Source organism: Reyranella sp. (genome assembly GCF_965249915.1).
Classification (GTDB): Bacteria; Pseudomonadota; Alphaproteobacteria; order Reyranellales; family Reyranellaceae; genus Reyranella.
In genome coordinates, this window is sequence record NZ_OZ252257.1 from 2,590,235 (window position 1) to 2,605,745 (window position 15,511).

The 15,511-nt window shown below is 66.8% G+C and carries 17 protein-coding genes; 12 read left to right on the forward strand and 5 right to left on the reverse strand.

Annotated features, from left to right (window positions below; translation table 11 throughout):
* The first annotated feature begins 5 nt into the window (after positions 1-5).
* Genes ACP15H_RS12835 through ACP15H_RS12850 form a run of 4 tightly spaced genes read left to right on the forward strand, consistent with a single transcriptional unit; the run spans position 6 to position 2,690 of the window.
* Entirely contained in the window at positions 6-479 is a 474-nt protein-coding gene (locus ACP15H_RS12835) for an ureidoglycolate lyase (protein ID WP_425066570.1), read from the forward strand.
* Between the two features lie 14 nt (positions 480-493).
* Positions 494-1,417: a polysaccharide deacetylase family protein gene (locus ACP15H_RS12840; protein WP_425066571.1), complete on the forward strand. Its 924-nt coding sequence runs from the start codon at positions 494-496 to the stop codon at positions 1,415-1,417.
* Between the two features lie 20 nt (positions 1,418-1,437).
* Positions 1,438-1,770, forward strand: a complete 333-nt coding sequence (locus ACP15H_RS12845) for a hypothetical protein (RefSeq protein ID WP_425066572.1) — start codon at positions 1,438-1,440, stop codon at positions 1,768-1,770.
* Complete coding sequence (locus ACP15H_RS12850; RefSeq protein ID WP_425066573.1) at positions 1,767-2,690, forward strand: allantoinase PuuE; 924 nt, start codon at positions 1,767-1,769, stop codon at positions 2,688-2,690. Before ACP15H_RS12845 ends, ACP15H_RS12850 begins: the two co-directional genes overlap by 4 nt.
* A gap of 3 nt (positions 2,691-2,693) precedes the next feature.
* Here ACP15H_RS12850 and ACP15H_RS12855 read toward each other — a convergent pair whose 3' ends face one another.
* Positions 2,694-4,013 (reverse strand): MFS transporter, encoded by a 1,320-nt coding sequence (locus ACP15H_RS12855; protein ID WP_425066574.1) that lies wholly within the window; start codon positions 4,011-4,013, stop codon positions 2,694-2,696.
* Positions 4,014-4,200: 187 nt separating this feature from the next.
* On the opposite strand from ACP15H_RS12855, the gene ACP15H_RS12860 reads away from it, so the two are divergent.
* Positions 4,201-5,121, forward strand: a complete 921-nt coding sequence (locus tag ACP15H_RS12860; RefSeq protein WP_425066575.1) for a class I fructose-bisphosphate aldolase — start codon at positions 4,201-4,203, stop codon at positions 5,119-5,121.
* A 92-nt stretch (positions 5,122-5,213) separates the two neighbouring features.
* On the opposite strand, the gene ACP15H_RS12865 is transcribed toward ACP15H_RS12860, so the two are convergent.
* Positions 5,214-6,746 (reverse strand): hypothetical protein, encoded by a 1,533-nt coding sequence (locus ACP15H_RS12865; protein WP_425066576.1) that lies wholly within the window; start codon positions 6,744-6,746, stop codon positions 5,214-5,216.
* Positions 6,747-6,973: 227 nt separating this feature from the next.
* Here ACP15H_RS12865 and ACP15H_RS12870 point away from each other — a divergent pair, with 227 nt between their 5' ends.
* Positions 6,974-7,489 carry an ester cyclase gene (locus ACP15H_RS12870; protein WP_425066577.1) on the forward strand — a complete coding sequence of 172 codons (516 nt, stop codon included), beginning with the start codon at positions 6,974-6,976 and terminating at the stop codon, positions 7,487-7,489.
* On the opposite strand, the gene ACP15H_RS12875 is transcribed toward ACP15H_RS12870, so the two are convergent.
* Positions 7,461-8,525 carry a hypothetical protein gene (locus tag ACP15H_RS12875; RefSeq protein WP_425066578.1) on the reverse strand — a complete coding sequence of 355 codons (1,065 nt, stop codon included), beginning with the start codon at positions 8,523-8,525 and terminating at the stop codon, positions 7,461-7,463. The two genes, ACP15H_RS12870 and ACP15H_RS12875, sit on opposite strands and share 29 nt — an antisense overlap.
* A 128-nt stretch (positions 8,526-8,653) precedes the next feature.
* Here ACP15H_RS12875 and thiE point away from each other — a divergent pair, with 128 nt between their 5' ends.
* Positions 8,654-9,298, forward strand: coding sequence for a thiamine phosphate synthase (gene thiE / locus ACP15H_RS12880; protein ID WP_425066579.1), 645 nt, complete (start codon positions 8,654-8,656; stop codon positions 9,296-9,298).
* On the opposite strand, the gene epmA is transcribed toward thiE, so the two are convergent.
* Entirely contained in the window at positions 9,278-10,273 is a 996-nt protein-coding gene (gene epmA, locus ACP15H_RS12885) for an EF-P lysine aminoacylase EpmA (RefSeq protein ID WP_425066580.1), read from the reverse strand. The two genes, thiE and epmA, sit on opposite strands and share 21 nt — an antisense overlap.
* Positions 10,274-10,317: 44 nt before the next feature.
* On the opposite strand from epmA, the gene ACP15H_RS12890 reads away from it, so the two are divergent.
* The 5 genes from ACP15H_RS12890 (at position 10,318) to ACP15H_RS12910 (ending at position 14,915) form a co-directional block, all read left to right on the forward strand.
* Entirely contained in the window at positions 10,318-10,671 is a 354-nt protein-coding gene (locus ACP15H_RS12890) for an MmcQ/YjbR family DNA-binding protein (protein WP_425066581.1), read from the forward strand.
* A gap of 133 nt (positions 10,672-10,804) precedes the next feature.
* A complete protein-coding gene (gene efp, locus ACP15H_RS12895) occupies positions 10,805-11,374 on the forward strand; it encodes an elongation factor P (protein WP_425066582.1) in 570 nt (189 codons plus the stop codon).
* 72 nt (positions 11,375-11,446) lie between these two features.
* Complete coding sequence (locus tag ACP15H_RS12900; RefSeq protein WP_425069895.1) at positions 11,447-12,295, forward strand: inositol monophosphatase family protein; 849 nt, start codon at positions 11,447-11,449, stop codon at positions 12,293-12,295.
* A gap of 269 nt (positions 12,296-12,564) precedes the next feature.
* Positions 12,565-13,710 (forward strand): flagellar motor protein MotA, encoded by a 1,146-nt coding sequence (locus ACP15H_RS12905; protein ID WP_425066583.1) that lies wholly within the window; start codon positions 12,565-12,567, stop codon positions 13,708-13,710.
* Positions 13,711-13,715: 5 nt separating this feature from the next.
* Positions 13,716-14,915, forward strand: coding sequence for a peptidoglycan -binding protein (locus ACP15H_RS12910; RefSeq protein WP_425066584.1), 1,200 nt, complete (start codon positions 13,716-13,718; stop codon positions 14,913-14,915).
* 107 nt (positions 14,916-15,022) lie between these two features.
* Here the strand turns inward: ACP15H_RS12910 and ACP15H_RS12915 are convergent, their stop codons facing one another.
* Positions 15,023-15,451: a DUF1489 family protein gene (locus ACP15H_RS12915; RefSeq protein ID WP_425066585.1), complete on the reverse strand. Its 429-nt coding sequence runs from the start codon at positions 15,449-15,451 to the stop codon at positions 15,023-15,025.
* Positions 15,452-15,511 lie beyond the last annotated feature (60 nt).

Sequence of the window (15,511 nt, forward strand, 5' to 3'; positions counted from 1 at the left end):
CGCCAATGGAACTGATCCCCCAGCCCCTCACCAAGGAAGCCTTCGCCCCGTTCGGCGACGTGATCGACGTGCCCGACTCTCCGGGCCGCACCTACTACGAGGATGCACTCGGCAACCTGCGGCCCACCGCGCATGCCAGCCTCTCGGTCAGCCTGAAGGCCGAGACGCCGGACCGGCCGCTGCGCAGCGACTATCTGGAACGTCACGAGTTCTCCTCCCAGACTTTCGTTCCCCTCGATGTCGAGCGCTGGTTGATCGTCGTGGCGCCGCATGCCGCCGCGGGCGGCCCTGAGGTGAGCGGCATGAAAGCCTTCATCGCCACCGGCAAGCAGGGCGTCACCTACCGGCCCGACACCTGGCATCATGGGCTCACCGTGCTCGACCGTCCGGGCCGCTTCGCCGTGTTCATGTGGCGCGACGGCGGCAAGGGCGACGAGGAGTTCGTGCCGGTGCCCCCCTTCACCGTCCGCATCCCCTGATCCGGAGACCGACGATGCCTTACGAAGTCCGCCGCGATTTCATCGGCTACGGTGCCAACCCGCCCGATCCGAAATGGCCCGGCGGTGCGCGCATCGCCGTGAACTTCGTCATGAACTATGAGGAGGGCTCCGAACCCTCGATCCAGGACGGCGAAGGCCATACCGAGATCGGGCTCAGCGACGCGGCCGGGATGGGCCAGTCGATCCAGGGCCGCGATCTCGCGGCCGAAGGCCTGTTCGAATATGGCAGCCGGGTCGGCTTCTGGCGGCTGATGCGCCTCTTCCAGGAACGCGGCCTGCCGATGACGATCTTCGGCTGCGGGTTGGCGATGGAACGCAATCCCGAGGCCTCGGCCGCCATCGCCAAGTCGGGCTTCGACGTCTGCTCGCATGGCTGGCGCTGGATCAAGCACTACGAACTCGACGAGGCGACCGAGCGCGAGCATATCCGCAAGGCGATCGCCGCCATCCAGAAGATGACAGGCGAGCGGCCGCTCGGCTGGTACTGCCGCTATGGGCCGGGCGTGAACACGCGCCGCCTCGTCGTCGAGGAAGGCGGCTTCCTCTACGACAGCGACTATTACGGCGAGGAGCTGCCCTTCTGGGTCACGGTCGACGGCAAGCCGCAGCTCGTCGTGCCCTACTCCGTCACCAACAATGACGGCCAGTTCGGTGCCTCCATCGGCACGTCGGACCAGTGGTTCTCCTTCGTGCGCGATGCCTTCGACATGCTCTACCGCGAGGGTGCGACGCAGCCCAAGATGATGTCGATCGGCCTGCACATGCGGCTGATCGGCCATCCCGCCCGCGCCGTCGGCCTGCAGCGCCTGCTCGACCACATCCAGAAGCATGAGGGCGTCTGGGTGACCCGCCGCCTCGACATCGCCCGGCACTGGATCAAGACCCATCCCTACCCGGGCAAGGGCCTCAATGAGTGACACCGTGTATTGTGGCGGCGATGGACCATCCGGTGATCCTGGTACGCGACTGGAAGCAGACCGAGGCGGCGCTGCTCGCGGCGCGCGCCGCGGGGACGGCGCCGGTGCTGCTGACGCCTGAGGATGCCGCCTCTTTCTATGGCGCGGGTTATCTCGGCGCCCTGCAGGAACGGGCGCGAGAGGAGTTTCCGGACGTGGCCTTCACGCTGATCGTCGATTGTGGCGACGCGCCGGGCTACGCGCTGGCCTGCCTGCGCGCCGGGGTTCGCACCCTGTCGATGCGCACCTGGAACGACAAGATTGCCGACATCGCCCGTCAGATGGGCGCCGAACTGGTGAGGAGACCTGCATGAGCTGGCAACCGAAACGCGACCTGATCGGCTATGGCGCCAATCCACCCGATCCGAAATGGCCGGGCGGCGCGCGCCTCGCGATCAACTTCGTCGTCAACTTCGAGGAAGGTTCCGAGCCATCGGTCCAGGATGGCGAGGGCTACACCGAGACCGGCCTCACCGAATCGAGCACCTCCTCGCAGGGGCTGAAGGGTCGCGACCTCGCCGGCGAAGGCATGTTCGAATACGGCAGCCGGGTCGGCTTCTGGCGCATCCACCGCGCCTTCCAGGAGCGCGGAATGCCGCTCACCGTGTTCGGCTGCGCGCTGGCACTCGAGCGCAATCTCCCGGCCGCAGAGGCGATCCGGGCCGCCGGCTGGGACGTCTGCTGCCACGGCTGGCGCTGGGTCCGGCACTTCCAGCTCTCCGAGGAAGAGGAGCGCGAGCACATCCAGAAGGCGATCAAGTCGCTGGAACAGACCGTCGGCGAGCGGCCGGCCGGCTGGTACTGCCGCTATGGCCCCAGCGTGAACACGCGCCGGCTGCTGATCGAGGAAGGCGGCTTCACCTACGACAGCGACTATTACGGCGAGGAGCTGCCCTTCTGGCAGACCGTCGAGGGCAAGCCTCACCTCATCGTCCCCTATTCGCTGACCAACAACGACGGCAAGTACGCCGCCGGCATGGTCCACGCCGACCAGTGGTTCGGCCTGGTGAAGGACGCCTTCGACGTCCTCTACAAGGAAGGTGTCACCCAGCCCAAGATGATGTCGGTCGGCCTGCACCAGCGCCTGATCGGCCATCCCGCCCGCATGGCCGGCCTGTGGCGCTTCCTCGACTATGTCCAGAAGCACGAGGGCGTCTGGGTCACCAAGCGCCTGGACATCGCCAAGCACTGGATCGCCACGCATCCGTATCCCGGGAAGGGCCTCAACGAGTAGGGCTCAGACCTTTGCGCGCCCGGCGACCATGCGGACTTTGCCGGGCGACGCGAACCAGATCGAGGCGGCGCCCAGGACGCTGAATCCAAGCGCCACGATGAAGGCCAGGCGATAGGCGCCCTCGTAGTCGTAGAGCACGCCGGTGATCCACGGTCCCGCGGCGCCTCCGGCCAGCAGCGAGACCATGATGATGCTGAAGATCGAGCCGAAGTGCGGGCCCTCGAAGATCTCGGCCACCACCGATCCCATCAGGCTGGTGAACGAATAGCCCAGCGCGCCCTGCGACAGGACCATGAGATAGAGCAGCGGCTCCGACGGGCCGGCCCCAAGCGCCAGTAGCGCCGCGTAGCAGATCACGAAACCTGCGCCGGCGATCGTCCAGACGATCTCGCGACCGATCCGGTCCGACAGGCCGCCGAGCAGGATCTGGCCGGGGATACCGACCATCGCCACGAGGCCGAGCGCCCAGGCCGCCTGCATCGGGCCGAAGCCGATCTCGACCAGGTACTTGGTCTGATGCACCTGCACCGCGTACCAGGCATAGCCGGTGCTGAAGAAGCCGATGCAGAGCCACCAGAAGCGCTGTGTGCGGACCGCCCGGGCGACGGTCCACTCGATGGCGACCCAGCGCGCGTCGACGATCGCCGCCGCACGGCGCGCCGCGGCCGCTCCTGCTTCCTTTGCTCCGTCCGGCAGCAGGCCCAGGTCCTGGGGCCGCTTGGTGACGATCAGGTTGATCGGCAGCAGCACCAACAGCGTCATCAGCCCCAGCGCCCAGCAGGCGCTGCGCCAGCCGTCCTTCAGGATGATCGTCTGCAGCCAGGGCAGGATCAGGATCGCACCGACGCCCACGCCGGAGAAGGCGAGGCCGGTCGCCAGAGCGCGGCGGCGGACGAACCAGTTGGGCAGATATTGCGACTGCACGGAAAAGCTCATGCAGTTGGCCCCCGCCCCCACCAGCACGCCGAGCGTCGCATAGAGTTGCCAGGGTTCGCTGATCACCGTGGCGCCCAGCAGGCCCGCGGCGGTCAGCACGACGCCGATCTCGATCACGAAGCGCGGTCCGCGGCGGTCCATGGTCCGGCCGACGACCGGACTGATCACGGCCGACACCAGGAAGCCGAAGGAGAAGGCGCCGGCTGCCAGGCCTCGATCCCAGCCGAATTCATCGACGATCGGCGGGAACATCAGGGAGAAGGCCGTGCGGGTGGTCACGCTCACGGCGACGGTCAGGAACGCGACCGCGATGATCACCCAGCCGAAGAAGAAGGGAAGGCGCGCCGCGAACGAGGCGGGTCGGACGGGCAACTGGGGAGACGGCACCGACTTTTCCTTTTTCTCGCGTTTCGCCAGACGCATCGTCGCCCGGAGGGGGCGATACCCTGTCCCCGCGCCCGCCCCGAGGTCAATGACGTGGCAGGTAGTCGGAGCTCCCGGGCGCCCGCCGGGACTTGAACCGCTCTTCCGGCGCCGCTATCACCGCGCGACCGCACAAAATGGGAGCCCGGACGTGAAGATCACCCGCACCGTCAAGAAGATCCTGGACAACTACGAGAGCGATTGCCCCGGCACCAAGGCCAATCTGGCCCGCATCCTGATGCACGGCCGCCTCGGCGGCACGGGCAAGATGGTGATCCTCCCCGTTGACCAGGGCTTCGAACACGGCCCGGCCCGCTCCTTTGCGCCGAACCCGGACGCCTACGATCCGCACTACCACTACCAGCTGGCGATCGACGCCGGCCTGAACGCCTATGCCGCCCCGCTGGGCCCGCTCGAGGCCGGCGCCGACACCTTCGCCGGCGCCATCCCGACCATCCTCAAGTGCAACTCGGCCAATTCGCTGTCGACCAACAAGGACCAGGCCGTGACGGCCACCGTGGCCGACGCGCTGCGTCTCGGCTGTTCGGCGATCGGCTTCACGATCTATCCGGGCGCCGAAGACCAGTACGAGATGATGGAAGAAATCCGCGAGCTCTCGGCGGAAGCCAAGTCGGTCGGCCTCGCCGTCGTGATGTGGTCCTATCCGCGCGGCGGCAAGCTCGACAAGGCCGGCGAGACCGCGATGGACGTCTGCGCCTACGCCGCCCATATCGCGGCCCTGCTCGGCGCCCACATCATCAAGGTGAAGCCGCCGACCAACGTGCTGTGGCAGCCCGAAGCGAAGGCCGCCTACGAGAAGGCCAACGTCGACATCTCGACGATGGCCGCCCGTATCAAGCACGTGATGCAGGCGACCTTCAACGGCCGCCGCATCGTCGTCTTCTCGGGCGGCGAGGCCAAGGACCTCGAGGGCCTGTTCACCGAGATCCGCAGCCTGCGCGATGGTGGCGCCAACGGCTCGATCATCGGCCGCAACACCTTCCAGCGCCCGCGCGCCGAGGCGCTCGACATGCTCGACAAGATCATCAGCATCTACCAGGGCAAGATGTAACTCACGCCGCCGATATCGGCGCTCAGGGGCGTTGAGTGACCTCACGGGTCGCCCAACGCCCTTTTTGCTGCCGATGCGCCGCGACGGCGGGCTTACCTGGTCGCGCGCTGCGACTGCTGACAGTTGAACTCGATCCGGCGGGCCGGCATGGCCTCGTTCGCCGGCGGTTCGTTGACCGCAGGCACGGTCCTCGGCCAGGCGCCCGAAGCGAGACGAGCCTCGATGAGGGGCACCAGCTGCTGCAGGATCACCCATCCCTTCATGCGCGTCCCGGGATAGGTCGTGTGGACGCCGTCGGCATAGAGATCCGGATCGAACGGCATCTTGCCGGCGATGTCGATGAAATCGATTCCGTGGGTCCGTGCATACTTCTCAAGCACCACGTTCTGGAAATGCGCCAGACGTTCGAGGTCACGATAGCGGTACGGGTACATGTAGAGATTCAGGTAATCCCACGTCATGCGATTGCGGATCGGATCGAGCTTCAGCCCGTCCTTCACCATCCACAGGAACGACGTCACCGCGAACTCGCTGTCGATCGAGGCCAGGTCGGCCCGGATCCGATCGAGATCGCCGAGAATGGTGGAAAGTTCCACCGGCAGGTCCCTGCGCTTGATGTCGGGATCGGTCTCGGAGAGGCCCTTTGGCCAGACCAGTTCGTAATCCGGCTTGGCCGCCTCATTGCCTTCCGACTGGAGCTTCATGACCGCCATCAGCGTGTAGAGGCGGCGGGCGATGTCGGAATAGCGCGAGAGGTCGGCCAGCCAGCCCTTGGAGGCCTGGTCGAGATGGACCATCGGCGCGGGCTTGTCGCCCGCGGGCATCGACGGCACCAGGCTCGAGAGAACGAACTGGTTGCCCCCCTCGTGATAGATTACGAGGTCGGGCCGCGTCGGCACGACCTCGGTGCGTACGACCGCCTCGATGCCCGGCGAGGCGATAGATTCGCGGCCCGCGTTGCCGACCTCGAACCGGATGTCCGGCCGGTTCTTGGCCGCCCAGAGGTTGAGCCAGTGCCCGACGAACTCGGGATAGGAATAGGGCATCTGGTGCGTGTCGCTGGTGGTCGAAGCGCCGACGAAGACGATCCGGATCGTACGCGGCGAGCGGGCGAATGCCAGCGGCGGTCCGCGCCAGCCGAGTTCGTTGGTGACCAGTCCGATCGGCGTGGTCGTGTCGGGCCGAAACCGAAAAGGCGGCTGTGGCTTGCCGTCCACGGGATCGAACAGCATCAGCCAGCCGGGCGCGTTCGAAAAGAACGGCGACGCGCAGGGATTGCCCACCAGTACCGAGTTCCAGATCTTCAGTGCGTCGGATGACTGGAACGGATTCCCCGGCTTCTGAAGCGTACGATCGAGTTCCTGCAGCGAGGCCGGCACGGGCTTGCGGTTGGGAAGCGGCGGCGGATCGCTGAAGAACCAGTCGCGCTGCACCGACGCCGCTCTGGGCACCTCGTCGAGACGCTCGGCCGTAGTGTCGTTGCCGATGTTCACGAGACGAACCGGCAGTTCGAGCTGGGTGAGCGGCATTCCGTCGAGAATGCGCGCCGCCCCTTCGGCAAGAACCAGACTGACCAGGACGGACACGAAGGCCGTGACCGCATTCGCCAGGAATCGACCGCTCAACTCTTCCCTCTTCGACCTAGAGATTTCAACGCTTGTCACGTGCGGCCTGCCGGTCCGGTCCAGCGCCGCCCGGTCGGCCGACTGATGTCTAACGTCGGGCCGGCCCAGAGGTGACAATTTTTTCTGCCGCATCGAAACCGCGCTTGCAAGCGACGGCATAGCATCGTTCTTCCGTTCGGCCAGCGAGTGAGATGCCGCAGGCGATGCGCATGAGGAGGGGCGACGCGATGACGACACAGCGGAGATACCCGGAGCTCCCGGGCGAAGCGGAGATCGACCTGGCGCCGGCCCGTCTCAGCGGGCAGAAGAACGTCGTGCGCGTGTTCTACAAGGATCTATGGGACAAGGCCGATCTCTCGCTCGTCCCGCAGATATTCCATCCCGACTTCACCTTTCGCGGCTCGCTCGGGCCCGTGCTGGTCGGTCACCAGCAATTCAGCAACTATGTGAGCTGGCTCACCGACACGCTCGACGACTACACGTCCGACATTCTCGAGCTGATGGAAGAAGGTCACCGCGTATCGGGCAAGCTGCGCTTCCACGGCATCCATCGCCGGACGCTGTTCGGGGAGCCGCCGACCAACAGCCGTGTCTGGTGGTACGGCGCTCCCATCTTCACGTTCGACGGGCCGCTGGTGCGCGACCTGTGGGTGCTGGGAGATGTCTACGGGCTGCGCTCCCGCCTCGATCCGGCGTGGTCAGAACGCCTGAGCTTCACCCGGGCCGGCGGCGCGAGTTCGTGACCTCGAGCAGGCCGTTGTCGCGAACGTACTTCGCGATCTCCCGCGAGATCAGCTCGTGGGCGGCCTGGTTCGGATGCCCGTCGCCCACGATGTAGAGGTTGGCGCCCTTCTCCCTCTCCCGCTGGAAGGCCTCGGTGAGGTCGAGCAAGTCGATGTCGCCGATGACGCGCGGCAAGGCTTCCGGCGCCGAGTAATAGTTCGTCGGCAAATAGACGACGAGCAGGTTCGCGCCGATCTCGTCGGCCGATCGCTGCATTTCGCGCAGGAGGTAGCCCACGGCCTCTTCCTTCTTCTCGTCGCTCGGCGTGCGGTAGGCGGCCCGGCCATATTCGATCCGGCCGCGCACCACATCGATGCCATGCAGCAGCCAGGTCACGGGATGCAGGAAGTCGCCGGCAAGGTGCCGCTGGAAGCGCTGTACGCCGTTGCTCTGCGGCGGGGCGATCGACGCTTGCCCCTCGTCGTCCCAAGCGACGTGTGACGCGCTGAAGCAGAACGGATAGTAGGATGGAAGGCACGGCGAGACGTTGCGCTCGAAGTGATGTGCGATGATGCCGTAGACCACGAGCTTCGGCGAGAGATCGCCGTTGCGCCGCAAGAGCTGCAGCGACTGGGTCGTTCCATAGGCCGCCATCGCGAAGTTCGACACACTGGCTTCGAGCTCGCGTGACAGCAGCCTTGCATAGGTCTGCTCGTTGGCCAGTGCGTAGCCCCAGGTGAACGAGTCGCCGACGACCAGGACGTCGACGCGCTCGGGGCTCTGCAGCCCGGGCGCGTCGACCCGCGCGCCGCGATCGTCGGTATAGATGTCGAAGGCGAAGGTCTTGCGGTCGGCGACGGCGGGATAGATGCGCCTCGCCTGGGAACCGGGATTGGCGATCGCACCGATCTCGGGATCGAACACCAGGAGACGGTCGCCTTCGGAGATCAGGGGAATGCGCGGGACAGTCAGGTAGCCGGCGATCGCGATCCCGACCAGCAGGCTGGCGGCGGTCGAAACGAGAACCAGAAGAAGGGTCTTGATGACTTTGTTCATGGTTCCTGGCGAGAAGGCTGCCGTCAGTTAGCCCAGGCCGCAGCGCCAGGACAATGGGAGGATTCCCCCAACCCGGCTCTCGACGGGACGCCGGGTTCCGCATACACCACACGAAAATCAGGAACCCCGTGACCCGTCTCTATCTGATCTCTCCCGCCCGCATCGAGCATCCGGCGATCTTTGCCGACGACCTCCGCGCCGCCCTCGACGGCGGCGACGTCGCGGCCTTCCAGCTGCGGCTGAAGGACGTCCCCGACGAGGCGATCGTCCGCGCCGCCGATACGCTGCGGCCGATCTGCCAGCAGCGCGATGTCGCCTTCATCATGAATGATCGCCCCGACCTCGCGGTGAAACTCGATTGCGACGGCGTGCATGTCGGCCAGGAGGATATGCCCTACGCCGAAGCGCGCCGGATCGTGGGACCCGAGCGCCAGGTCGGCGTCACCTGCAAGGCGTCGCGCCACCTCGCCATGGACGCCGCCGAAGCCGGCGCCGACTACGTGGCTTTCGGCGCGTTCTTCTCCTCCTCCACCAAACCGGTGACGACGCCTGCCGATATCGAGATCGTCGAATGGTGGAGCGGCCTGATGGAGGTGCCCTGCGTGGCGATCGGCGGCATCACGGTCGAGAACTGCCGGCCGCTCATCGAAGCGGGCGCGGACTTCCTGGCGGTCGCCGGGGGTGTCTGGAGCTACAAGGACGGCCCGGAAGCCGCGGTGCGTGCCTTCAACGATCTCTTCGCAGCGCACGGATCAGCGGACGGGCAGCCATAGAACGTCCTCGATGTGCGACGCGCCGCTCGCCAGCATCACCAGGCGATCGAAGCCGAGCGCGATGCCGGAGCAATCCGGCAGGCCGTGATCGAGCGCGGCGAGGAAGTCGTCGTCGACCGGCCAGCGCACGCCATACAGCTCATCCTTCAGGTCCATGTCCGCGGCAAGCCGCGTGCGCTGGACGGCGGGATCGGTGAGTTCGCCGAAGGCATTGGCCAGTTCGACGCCGCAGACATAGAGCTCGAAGCGCTCCGCCACCCTGGGATCGCCGGGCTTGGCGCGGGCGAGCGCCGCCATCGAGATCGGATATTCGCAGAGGATCGTCGGCCGGCCCATGCCGAGCTTCGATTCGATCTTCTCGAACATGATGCGGAAAAAGACGTCCTCCCAGGTGTCGCCGGCATGCATGGCGATGCCCGATGCGCCCGCCAGCGCCTCGGCATTACCGATGGTCGCGAACAGGTCGACGCCGGCGTGGCGGACGAAGGCCTGCGCCACGGTGAGCCGCTCCGGTTCGGCCCGGGGGTCGCAGGCATGGCCGGCCCAGCGCAGTTCGTCGACGCCGGTCGCGGCCAGCAGCGCCTGGCAGTCGGCCATGATGGTCTCGTAGCCCACGCCCGCGCGGTACCATTCCAGCATCGTGAATTCGGGATGGTGCAGGGCCGAGCCTTCCGCATTTCGGAACACGCGCGCGAACTGGAAGATCTTCGGCAGGCCGCCGGCCAGGAGCTTCTTCATCGCGAACTCGGGCGAGCTGTGCAGCCAGCGTTCGCGCTCTTCGCCGTCGGGCAGTTCCCACTCCGTGGCGAAGCCCGTGAGATGGACCTCGGCGCCGGGGGCCGCCTGCAGGATCGGGGTCTCGACTTCGACAAATCCTTCAGCGGCGAACCACTGCCGCAACGCGGCCTGGATTGCGGCGCGTGCCTGGAGGTGCGGCAGGCGCCGGGCGAGCTTGTCGGGGCGCCACTCGGTCATGCCCGACAATCGCACGCGGACGGCGCGGCGTGTAGGGTATCGTCATGACGCCCCAGCAGATCGATGCCTATTGCCGCAAGCTGCCGGCCGCCACGCGGAGCGTGCAGTGGGAGGGCGTCACCGTCTTCAAGGTCGGCGGCAAGATGTTCTGCCTGATCGGCCCGCCCGGCCATTCCGTCGCACGGATCAGCTTCAAGTGCCCGCCCGAGCACTACGAGGCGCTTTCCCACGCCAAGGGCTTCAAACCGGCCCCCTACCTCGCCCGCGCGAAGTGGGTGGCCCTCGAGGACCCCGGAGTCCTGACGCCGGCCGAGACCCGGGCCTATCTCAAGCAGGCGCATGCCGTCATCGCGGCGGGCCTTTCGAGGAAGAAACGGGCCGAATTGGGCCTGAAATAGCGCCCTACCGCCTCGGGCGGGCCGGTTGCGACCCCCGGCTGCCTTTGATAGAAGGCCGCGCCGGCCTCGAACCGCTTATGCGGACGAGGCCGAATTCCATTCATCCGAGACAGCGGTAAGGCCGGGTAAGCTCATGAAAGTCCAAGTCAATTCCATCCGAGCCGGCAACGTCATCGAGTACAACGGCAAGCTCTGGGTCGCCTCCAAGGTGCAGCATATCAGCCCCGGCAAGGGCGGCGCGTTCGTGGCCATCGAGGCCAAGGCGCTGCGCGAGGGCAACAAGCTGCAGGAGCGCTTCCGCTCCGGCGAGACCATCGAGCGCGTGCACATCGACGAGCGCGAGTGCACCTACCTGTTCAAGGACGAGAACGGCTTCACGTTCATGGACAAGGAAACCTTCGAGCAGCTCGTGGTCGGCGCCGACGTTCTCGATGAAGATCAGTCGCGCTGGCTGCAGGACGGCATGGAAGTGACCGTGTCGCTCTACGAGGGAACGCCAGTCGGCGCGGAACTGCCCAAGACCGTCATTCTCGCCGTCACCGAGGCCGACGCCGTCGTGAAGGGCCAGACCGCTTCCTCTTCTTACAAGCCGGCCATCGTCGAGGGCGGCATCCGCGTGATGGTTCCTCCCCATATCGGCGTCGGCACGCGGCTGGTGATCAACACCGAAGAGGGCACCTACATGGAACGCGCCAAGGATTAGGCGCGCACCGTGGCCCTCCCCACCAATCGCCCCCCGCGAGAGACTCCCGTCGCCCGCGTGGGCCGCGCCCCGATGGGCGAGGCTCGCGAGCGCTCGGGCCCGCCCGAGCGCAAATCGCTGGCTCAGCGCTCGGCCACGATCACCGTCATGATCCGCGCGGCCTTTGCCGCGGCGAAGAATCTCAAGCGCGACTTCGGCGAAGTCGAGCATCTGCAGATCTCCGAGAAGGGCCCCGGCGACTTCGTCAGTCACGCCGACATCAAGGCCGAGCGCACGCTGCGGACCGAACTGTCGCGCGTCCGCCCCGACTACGGTTTCCTCGGCGAGGAAGGCGGCGAGACCAAGGGCGACGGCCGCAACCGCTGGATCGTCGATCCGCTCGACGGCACGACCAACTTCCTGCACGGCGTCCCCCACTTCGCCATCTCCATCGCGCTCGAGCGCGAGAAGGAGATCATCGCCGGCGTCATCTACCAGCCGATCTCCGACGAGCTGTTCTGGGCCGAGAAGGGCAACGGCGCCTACATCGACACGCCGAACGCCCGTTCGCGGCGCCTGCGCGTGTCCGGCCGCAAGGAGCCCGCCCGCGCGCTCGTCGGCACCGGTATCCCGCATATCGGCAAGGGCAATCACGCCGCCTATCACGCCAAGCTGGCCGCCGTCACCGAACGTACGGCCGGCGTCCGTCGCTGGGGCGCCGCCGCGCTCGACCTCGCCTTCGTGGCGGCCGGCCGCTACGACGCCTTCTTCGAGTTCGGCTTGGCGCCGTGGGACGTCGCTGCGGGAATCCTCATGGTGCGCGAAGCCGGTGGTCTCGTCGGCGACATTGCCGGTCAGCCCTATGAGCTGGGCGGACCGTCGATCCTGGCCAGCAACTTCGGTCTGCGCGACCCGATGGTCGAGATCCTGTCCAAGGCCTGACGGCCGCGCTCGGACCGCTTGCGCTTGCGGCAATCGGTTGAGCGCGGGACGACCATTGGTTATGGTCGATCCGCCAAATCCCTTGGAAAGGCAACTGGTTATGCCCCCGTTTCCGGCCGCTGTCCCCAGCCGCGCCGCCTTTGCTCCCGGCTCCGGCGACACAGGCTTGCCAGGGGGCGGCAAGGCTGTCGAAACCGGGATGCGGGGCGGATGCCGGGTGCCCAGGGCATGATCTCCCCGGCAACGTCGCACAGGCATCGGAAGTACGCATGAGTAACCCGCTTCCGTATCTCGTTCGCATGCTTCTGTTCCTCGTGGTCGTGGCCGGCATCGCCTTCCTGCTGCACCACGACCTGCTACGCGTCTTCCTGAACACGCCGATCCTCAACAGCGTCATCCTCGGCGTCCTCGCGATCGGCATCTTCTTCGTGATGCGCCAGGTTCTGTCCCTGTGGCCCGAGGTCCGGTGGCTGCGGCGCTTCCAGCATCGCGAGCCCGGCGCCCCTCTTCTCGAGACGGATTCAATCGAACTGATGGCGCCGATGGCCGTCATGATGGGCGACCGTCAGGACAATTTCCGCCTCTCCCCCACCGCGACGCGCGCCATGCTCGACGGCATCGCCAGCCGCCTCGACGAGCGGCGCGAACTCAGCCGCTACATGATCGGCCTGCTGATCTTCCTCGGCCTGCTCGGCACCTTCTGGGGCCTGCTCGAAACGATCGGCGCGGTCGCCGATGCCATCGTCGGCATGCAGGTCACCGGCGGCGATGCCGTCCAGATGTTCGCCAAGCTCAAGCAGGGCATCGAAGGCCCCCTCAAGGGCATGTCGACGGCCTTCGGGGCCTCGCTGTTCGGCCTGTCGGGTTCGCTCGTGCTTGGCTTCCTCGAACTGCAGGCCAGCCAGGCCCAGGGCCGCTTCCACACCGAACTGGAGGAATGGCTGGCGGGCGCCACCCGGCTGTCGAGCGGCACCCTGCAGACCGAAGGCGAACAGGGCGTCTCGGCCTATGTCGAGGCTCTGCTGGAGCGCACCGCCGACGGGCTCGACGATCTCGCCCGTACGCTGCGCCGCAGCGAAGAGGGCCGCGAACAGGCCGCAACGGCCAACGCCACCCTGGTCGAGCGCCTGACCTCCCTGACCGAAAGCATGCGCTCGCAGCAGGCGCTGCTGGCACGCTTGGCCGAGCAGTCGATCGAGCTGCGCGGCACCGTCGCGCGCCTGACCGAGCGCAAGCCGGAGGCCGACAGCGAGGCGCTCCTGGCGCACCAGCGCACCCTCGAGGCGGGCCTCAGCCGGCTGATCGAGGAAAGCGTGCGCAGCCGCACCGCGCTGGCCGACGAGCTGCGCGGCGAATTCCGCCTGCTCGCCCGCACCATCGCCTCGTCGCGCGGCGCGACGCCGGGCGACGACTGACCGTCATGGCAGCCGCATCCCGCCGTCGCGGAGGAGGTTCGGCCGACTACACCTGGCCGGGTTACGTCGACGCGCTGACGACGCTGCTGATGGTGCTGATCTTCCTGCTGTCGCTGTTCAGCGTCGCGCAGTTCACGCTGACCGACACGCTCAACACGCGTGACAGCGCCATCGACGCCCTCAACAAGCAGCTGGGCAATCTCGCCAGCGTGCTTTCGCTCGAGCAGGCGGCGAGCGAAGGCCTGAAGCAGGATCTCGAAAAACTCACCCTGCAGCTTCGCCAGAACCAGGCCGAGCGAGACCGCCTGGGCGCCGATCTCGCGGCCCAGCGCACCGCGTCGGACGCGCTCAAGATCGAGCGTGACCAGCTCACGGAACGCCTGACCTCGATGCTGGCGGAGCGCGACCGGCTGGCCTCCTCGCTCGAGAGTTCGAATAAGGAAGCCGCAGCCAAGGCCGGCGATCTGCAGAAAGAGATCGAGCGCCAGCGACTCGAACTCACGCGCCTCGCCGCCTCGCTGGCGGCCGCCAATCAGGACAAGGGCAAGCTGTTCGGCGATCTCACCGAAGAGCAGAAGCTCACGGCCGAGCAGAAGGCCGCGGTCGTGCGCCTCACCGCCGAGCTGGCCGCCCTCAAGGACGAACTCGCCCGCCTCAGCACGGCGCTCGACGCGGCCGACGTCAAGGCCAAGGACCAGCAGGCGCAGATCGTCGATCTCGGCCAGAAGCTCAACCGCGCTCTCGCCAGCAAGGTCGAGGAGCTGGCGCGTTACCGCTCCGAATTCTTCGGCAAGCTGCGCGAGGCGCTGCGCGGCCAGCGCGACGTTCAGGTCGTGGGCGACCGTTTCGTGTTCCAGTCGGAAGTGCTCTTCGCCTCCGGCTCGGCCAAGCTTCAGGAGAGCGGCGAGAAGCAGCTCGCCAACGTGGCCAAGCGTCTCGTCGAGATCGCCGCCACGATCCCGAAAGAGGTCAACTGGGTGCTCCAGGTCGACGGCCATACCGACAGCAAGGCGATCGCCAGCGCGCAGTATCCATCGAACTGGGAGCTGTCGGCCGCCCGCGCCATCGCCGTGGTGAAGTTCCTCCACAGCGAAGGCATCCCGAACGATCGCCTTGTGGCTGCGGGCTACGGCGAATACCAGCCGCTCTCCTCCACCGACACCGCCCGCAACCGCCGCATCGAACTCAAGCTGACGAACCGCTGAGTTCATGTCGTCCTGAGCGAAGCGAAGGACCTGGCGGAACGACCAGAGTACTCCGTAGCTGGCGCTGGATCCTTCGCTGCGCTCAGGATGACAGAAGATGCCGAGGCCTAAAGGAGCCCAAGCCTCTTCAGCTCCGCGGCCATCTCGGCCGGCATGTCGGCGCTGTCGCCGCTCGACAGGTCCGGGGGCGCACGCTCGGGCTCCAGGTAGCGCCACCCCTGGAATGCCTTGCAGGCGCGGGGCGCGGTCTCGATCAGGGGGCGCTTGAGCTTGATCCGGCAGAACTTCTTGCCGCTGTCCTCGTCAAAATCGTCCTCGAAGCCGACCAGTTCCTGCCGGCAGCGGATGACGCCGCGCACCACCCAGTAGAGCGAGCCGCCCAGCAGATCCTCGGCTCGCCGCGGCGAGTTGCGCGTGTAGACCCAGTGCGGCGAGCGCGGCGACTGCCCCCGCTCCTGGCGACGCGCCGCCTGAACCTTCTTCATGTGGGCGAGATCGTCGATGCCGACCGCGAGCTTGATGAGATGCAACGCCATCGCCTGCGCTTAGTACGTGACCGGTCCCCTGCTCAAGTCCGCCTATCCACAGCGTGACCT

Bases quoted from the DNA above. Each gene is read 5' to 3' on its own strand.
- ACP15H_RS12870 (WP_425066577.1), top strand. From the start codon at position 6,974: ATGACGACACAGCGGAGATACCCGGAGCTCCCGGGCGAAGCGGAGATC.
- ACP15H_RS12890 (WP_425066581.1), top strand. From the start codon at position 10,318: ATGACGCCCCAGCAGATCGATGCCTATTGCCGCAAGCTGCCGGCCGCC.
- ACP15H_RS12905 (WP_425066583.1), top strand. From the start codon at position 12,565: ATGAGTAACCCGCTTCCGTATCTCGTTCGCATGCTTCTGTTCCTCGTG.
- ACP15H_RS12835 (WP_425066570.1), top strand. From the start codon at position 6: ATGGAACTGATCCCCCAGCCCCTCACCAAGGAAGCCTTCGCCCCGTTC.
- epmA (WP_425066580.1), bottom strand. From the start codon at position 10,273: ATGACCGAGTGGCGCCCCGACAAGCTCGCCCGGCGCCTGCCGCACCTC.
- ACP15H_RS12845 (WP_425066572.1), top strand. From the start codon at position 1,438: ATGGACCATCCGGTGATCCTGGTACGCGACTGGAAGCAGACCGAGGCG.
- ACP15H_RS12850 (WP_425066573.1), top strand. From the start codon at position 1,767: ATGAGCTGGCAACCGAAACGCGACCTGATCGGCTATGGCGCCAATCCA.
- ACP15H_RS12875 (WP_425066578.1), bottom strand. From the start codon at position 8,525: ATGAACAAAGTCATCAAGACCCTTCTTCTGGTTCTCGTTTCGACCGCC.
- ACP15H_RS12915 (WP_425066585.1), bottom strand. From the start codon at position 15,451: ATGGCGTTGCATCTCATCAAGCTCGCGGTCGGCATCGACGATCTCGCC.
- ACP15H_RS12910 (WP_425066584.1), top strand. From the start codon at position 13,716: ATGGCAGCCGCATCCCGCCGTCGCGGAGGAGGTTCGGCCGACTACACC.
- efp (WP_425066582.1), top strand. From the start codon at position 10,805: ATGAAAGTCCAAGTCAATTCCATCCGAGCCGGCAACGTCATCGAGTAC.
- ACP15H_RS12900 (WP_425069895.1), top strand. From the start codon at position 11,447: ATGGGCGAGGCTCGCGAGCGCTCGGGCCCGCCCGAGCGCAAATCGCTG.
- ACP15H_RS12840 (WP_425066571.1), top strand. From the start codon at position 494: ATGCCTTACGAAGTCCGCCGCGATTTCATCGGCTACGGTGCCAACCCG.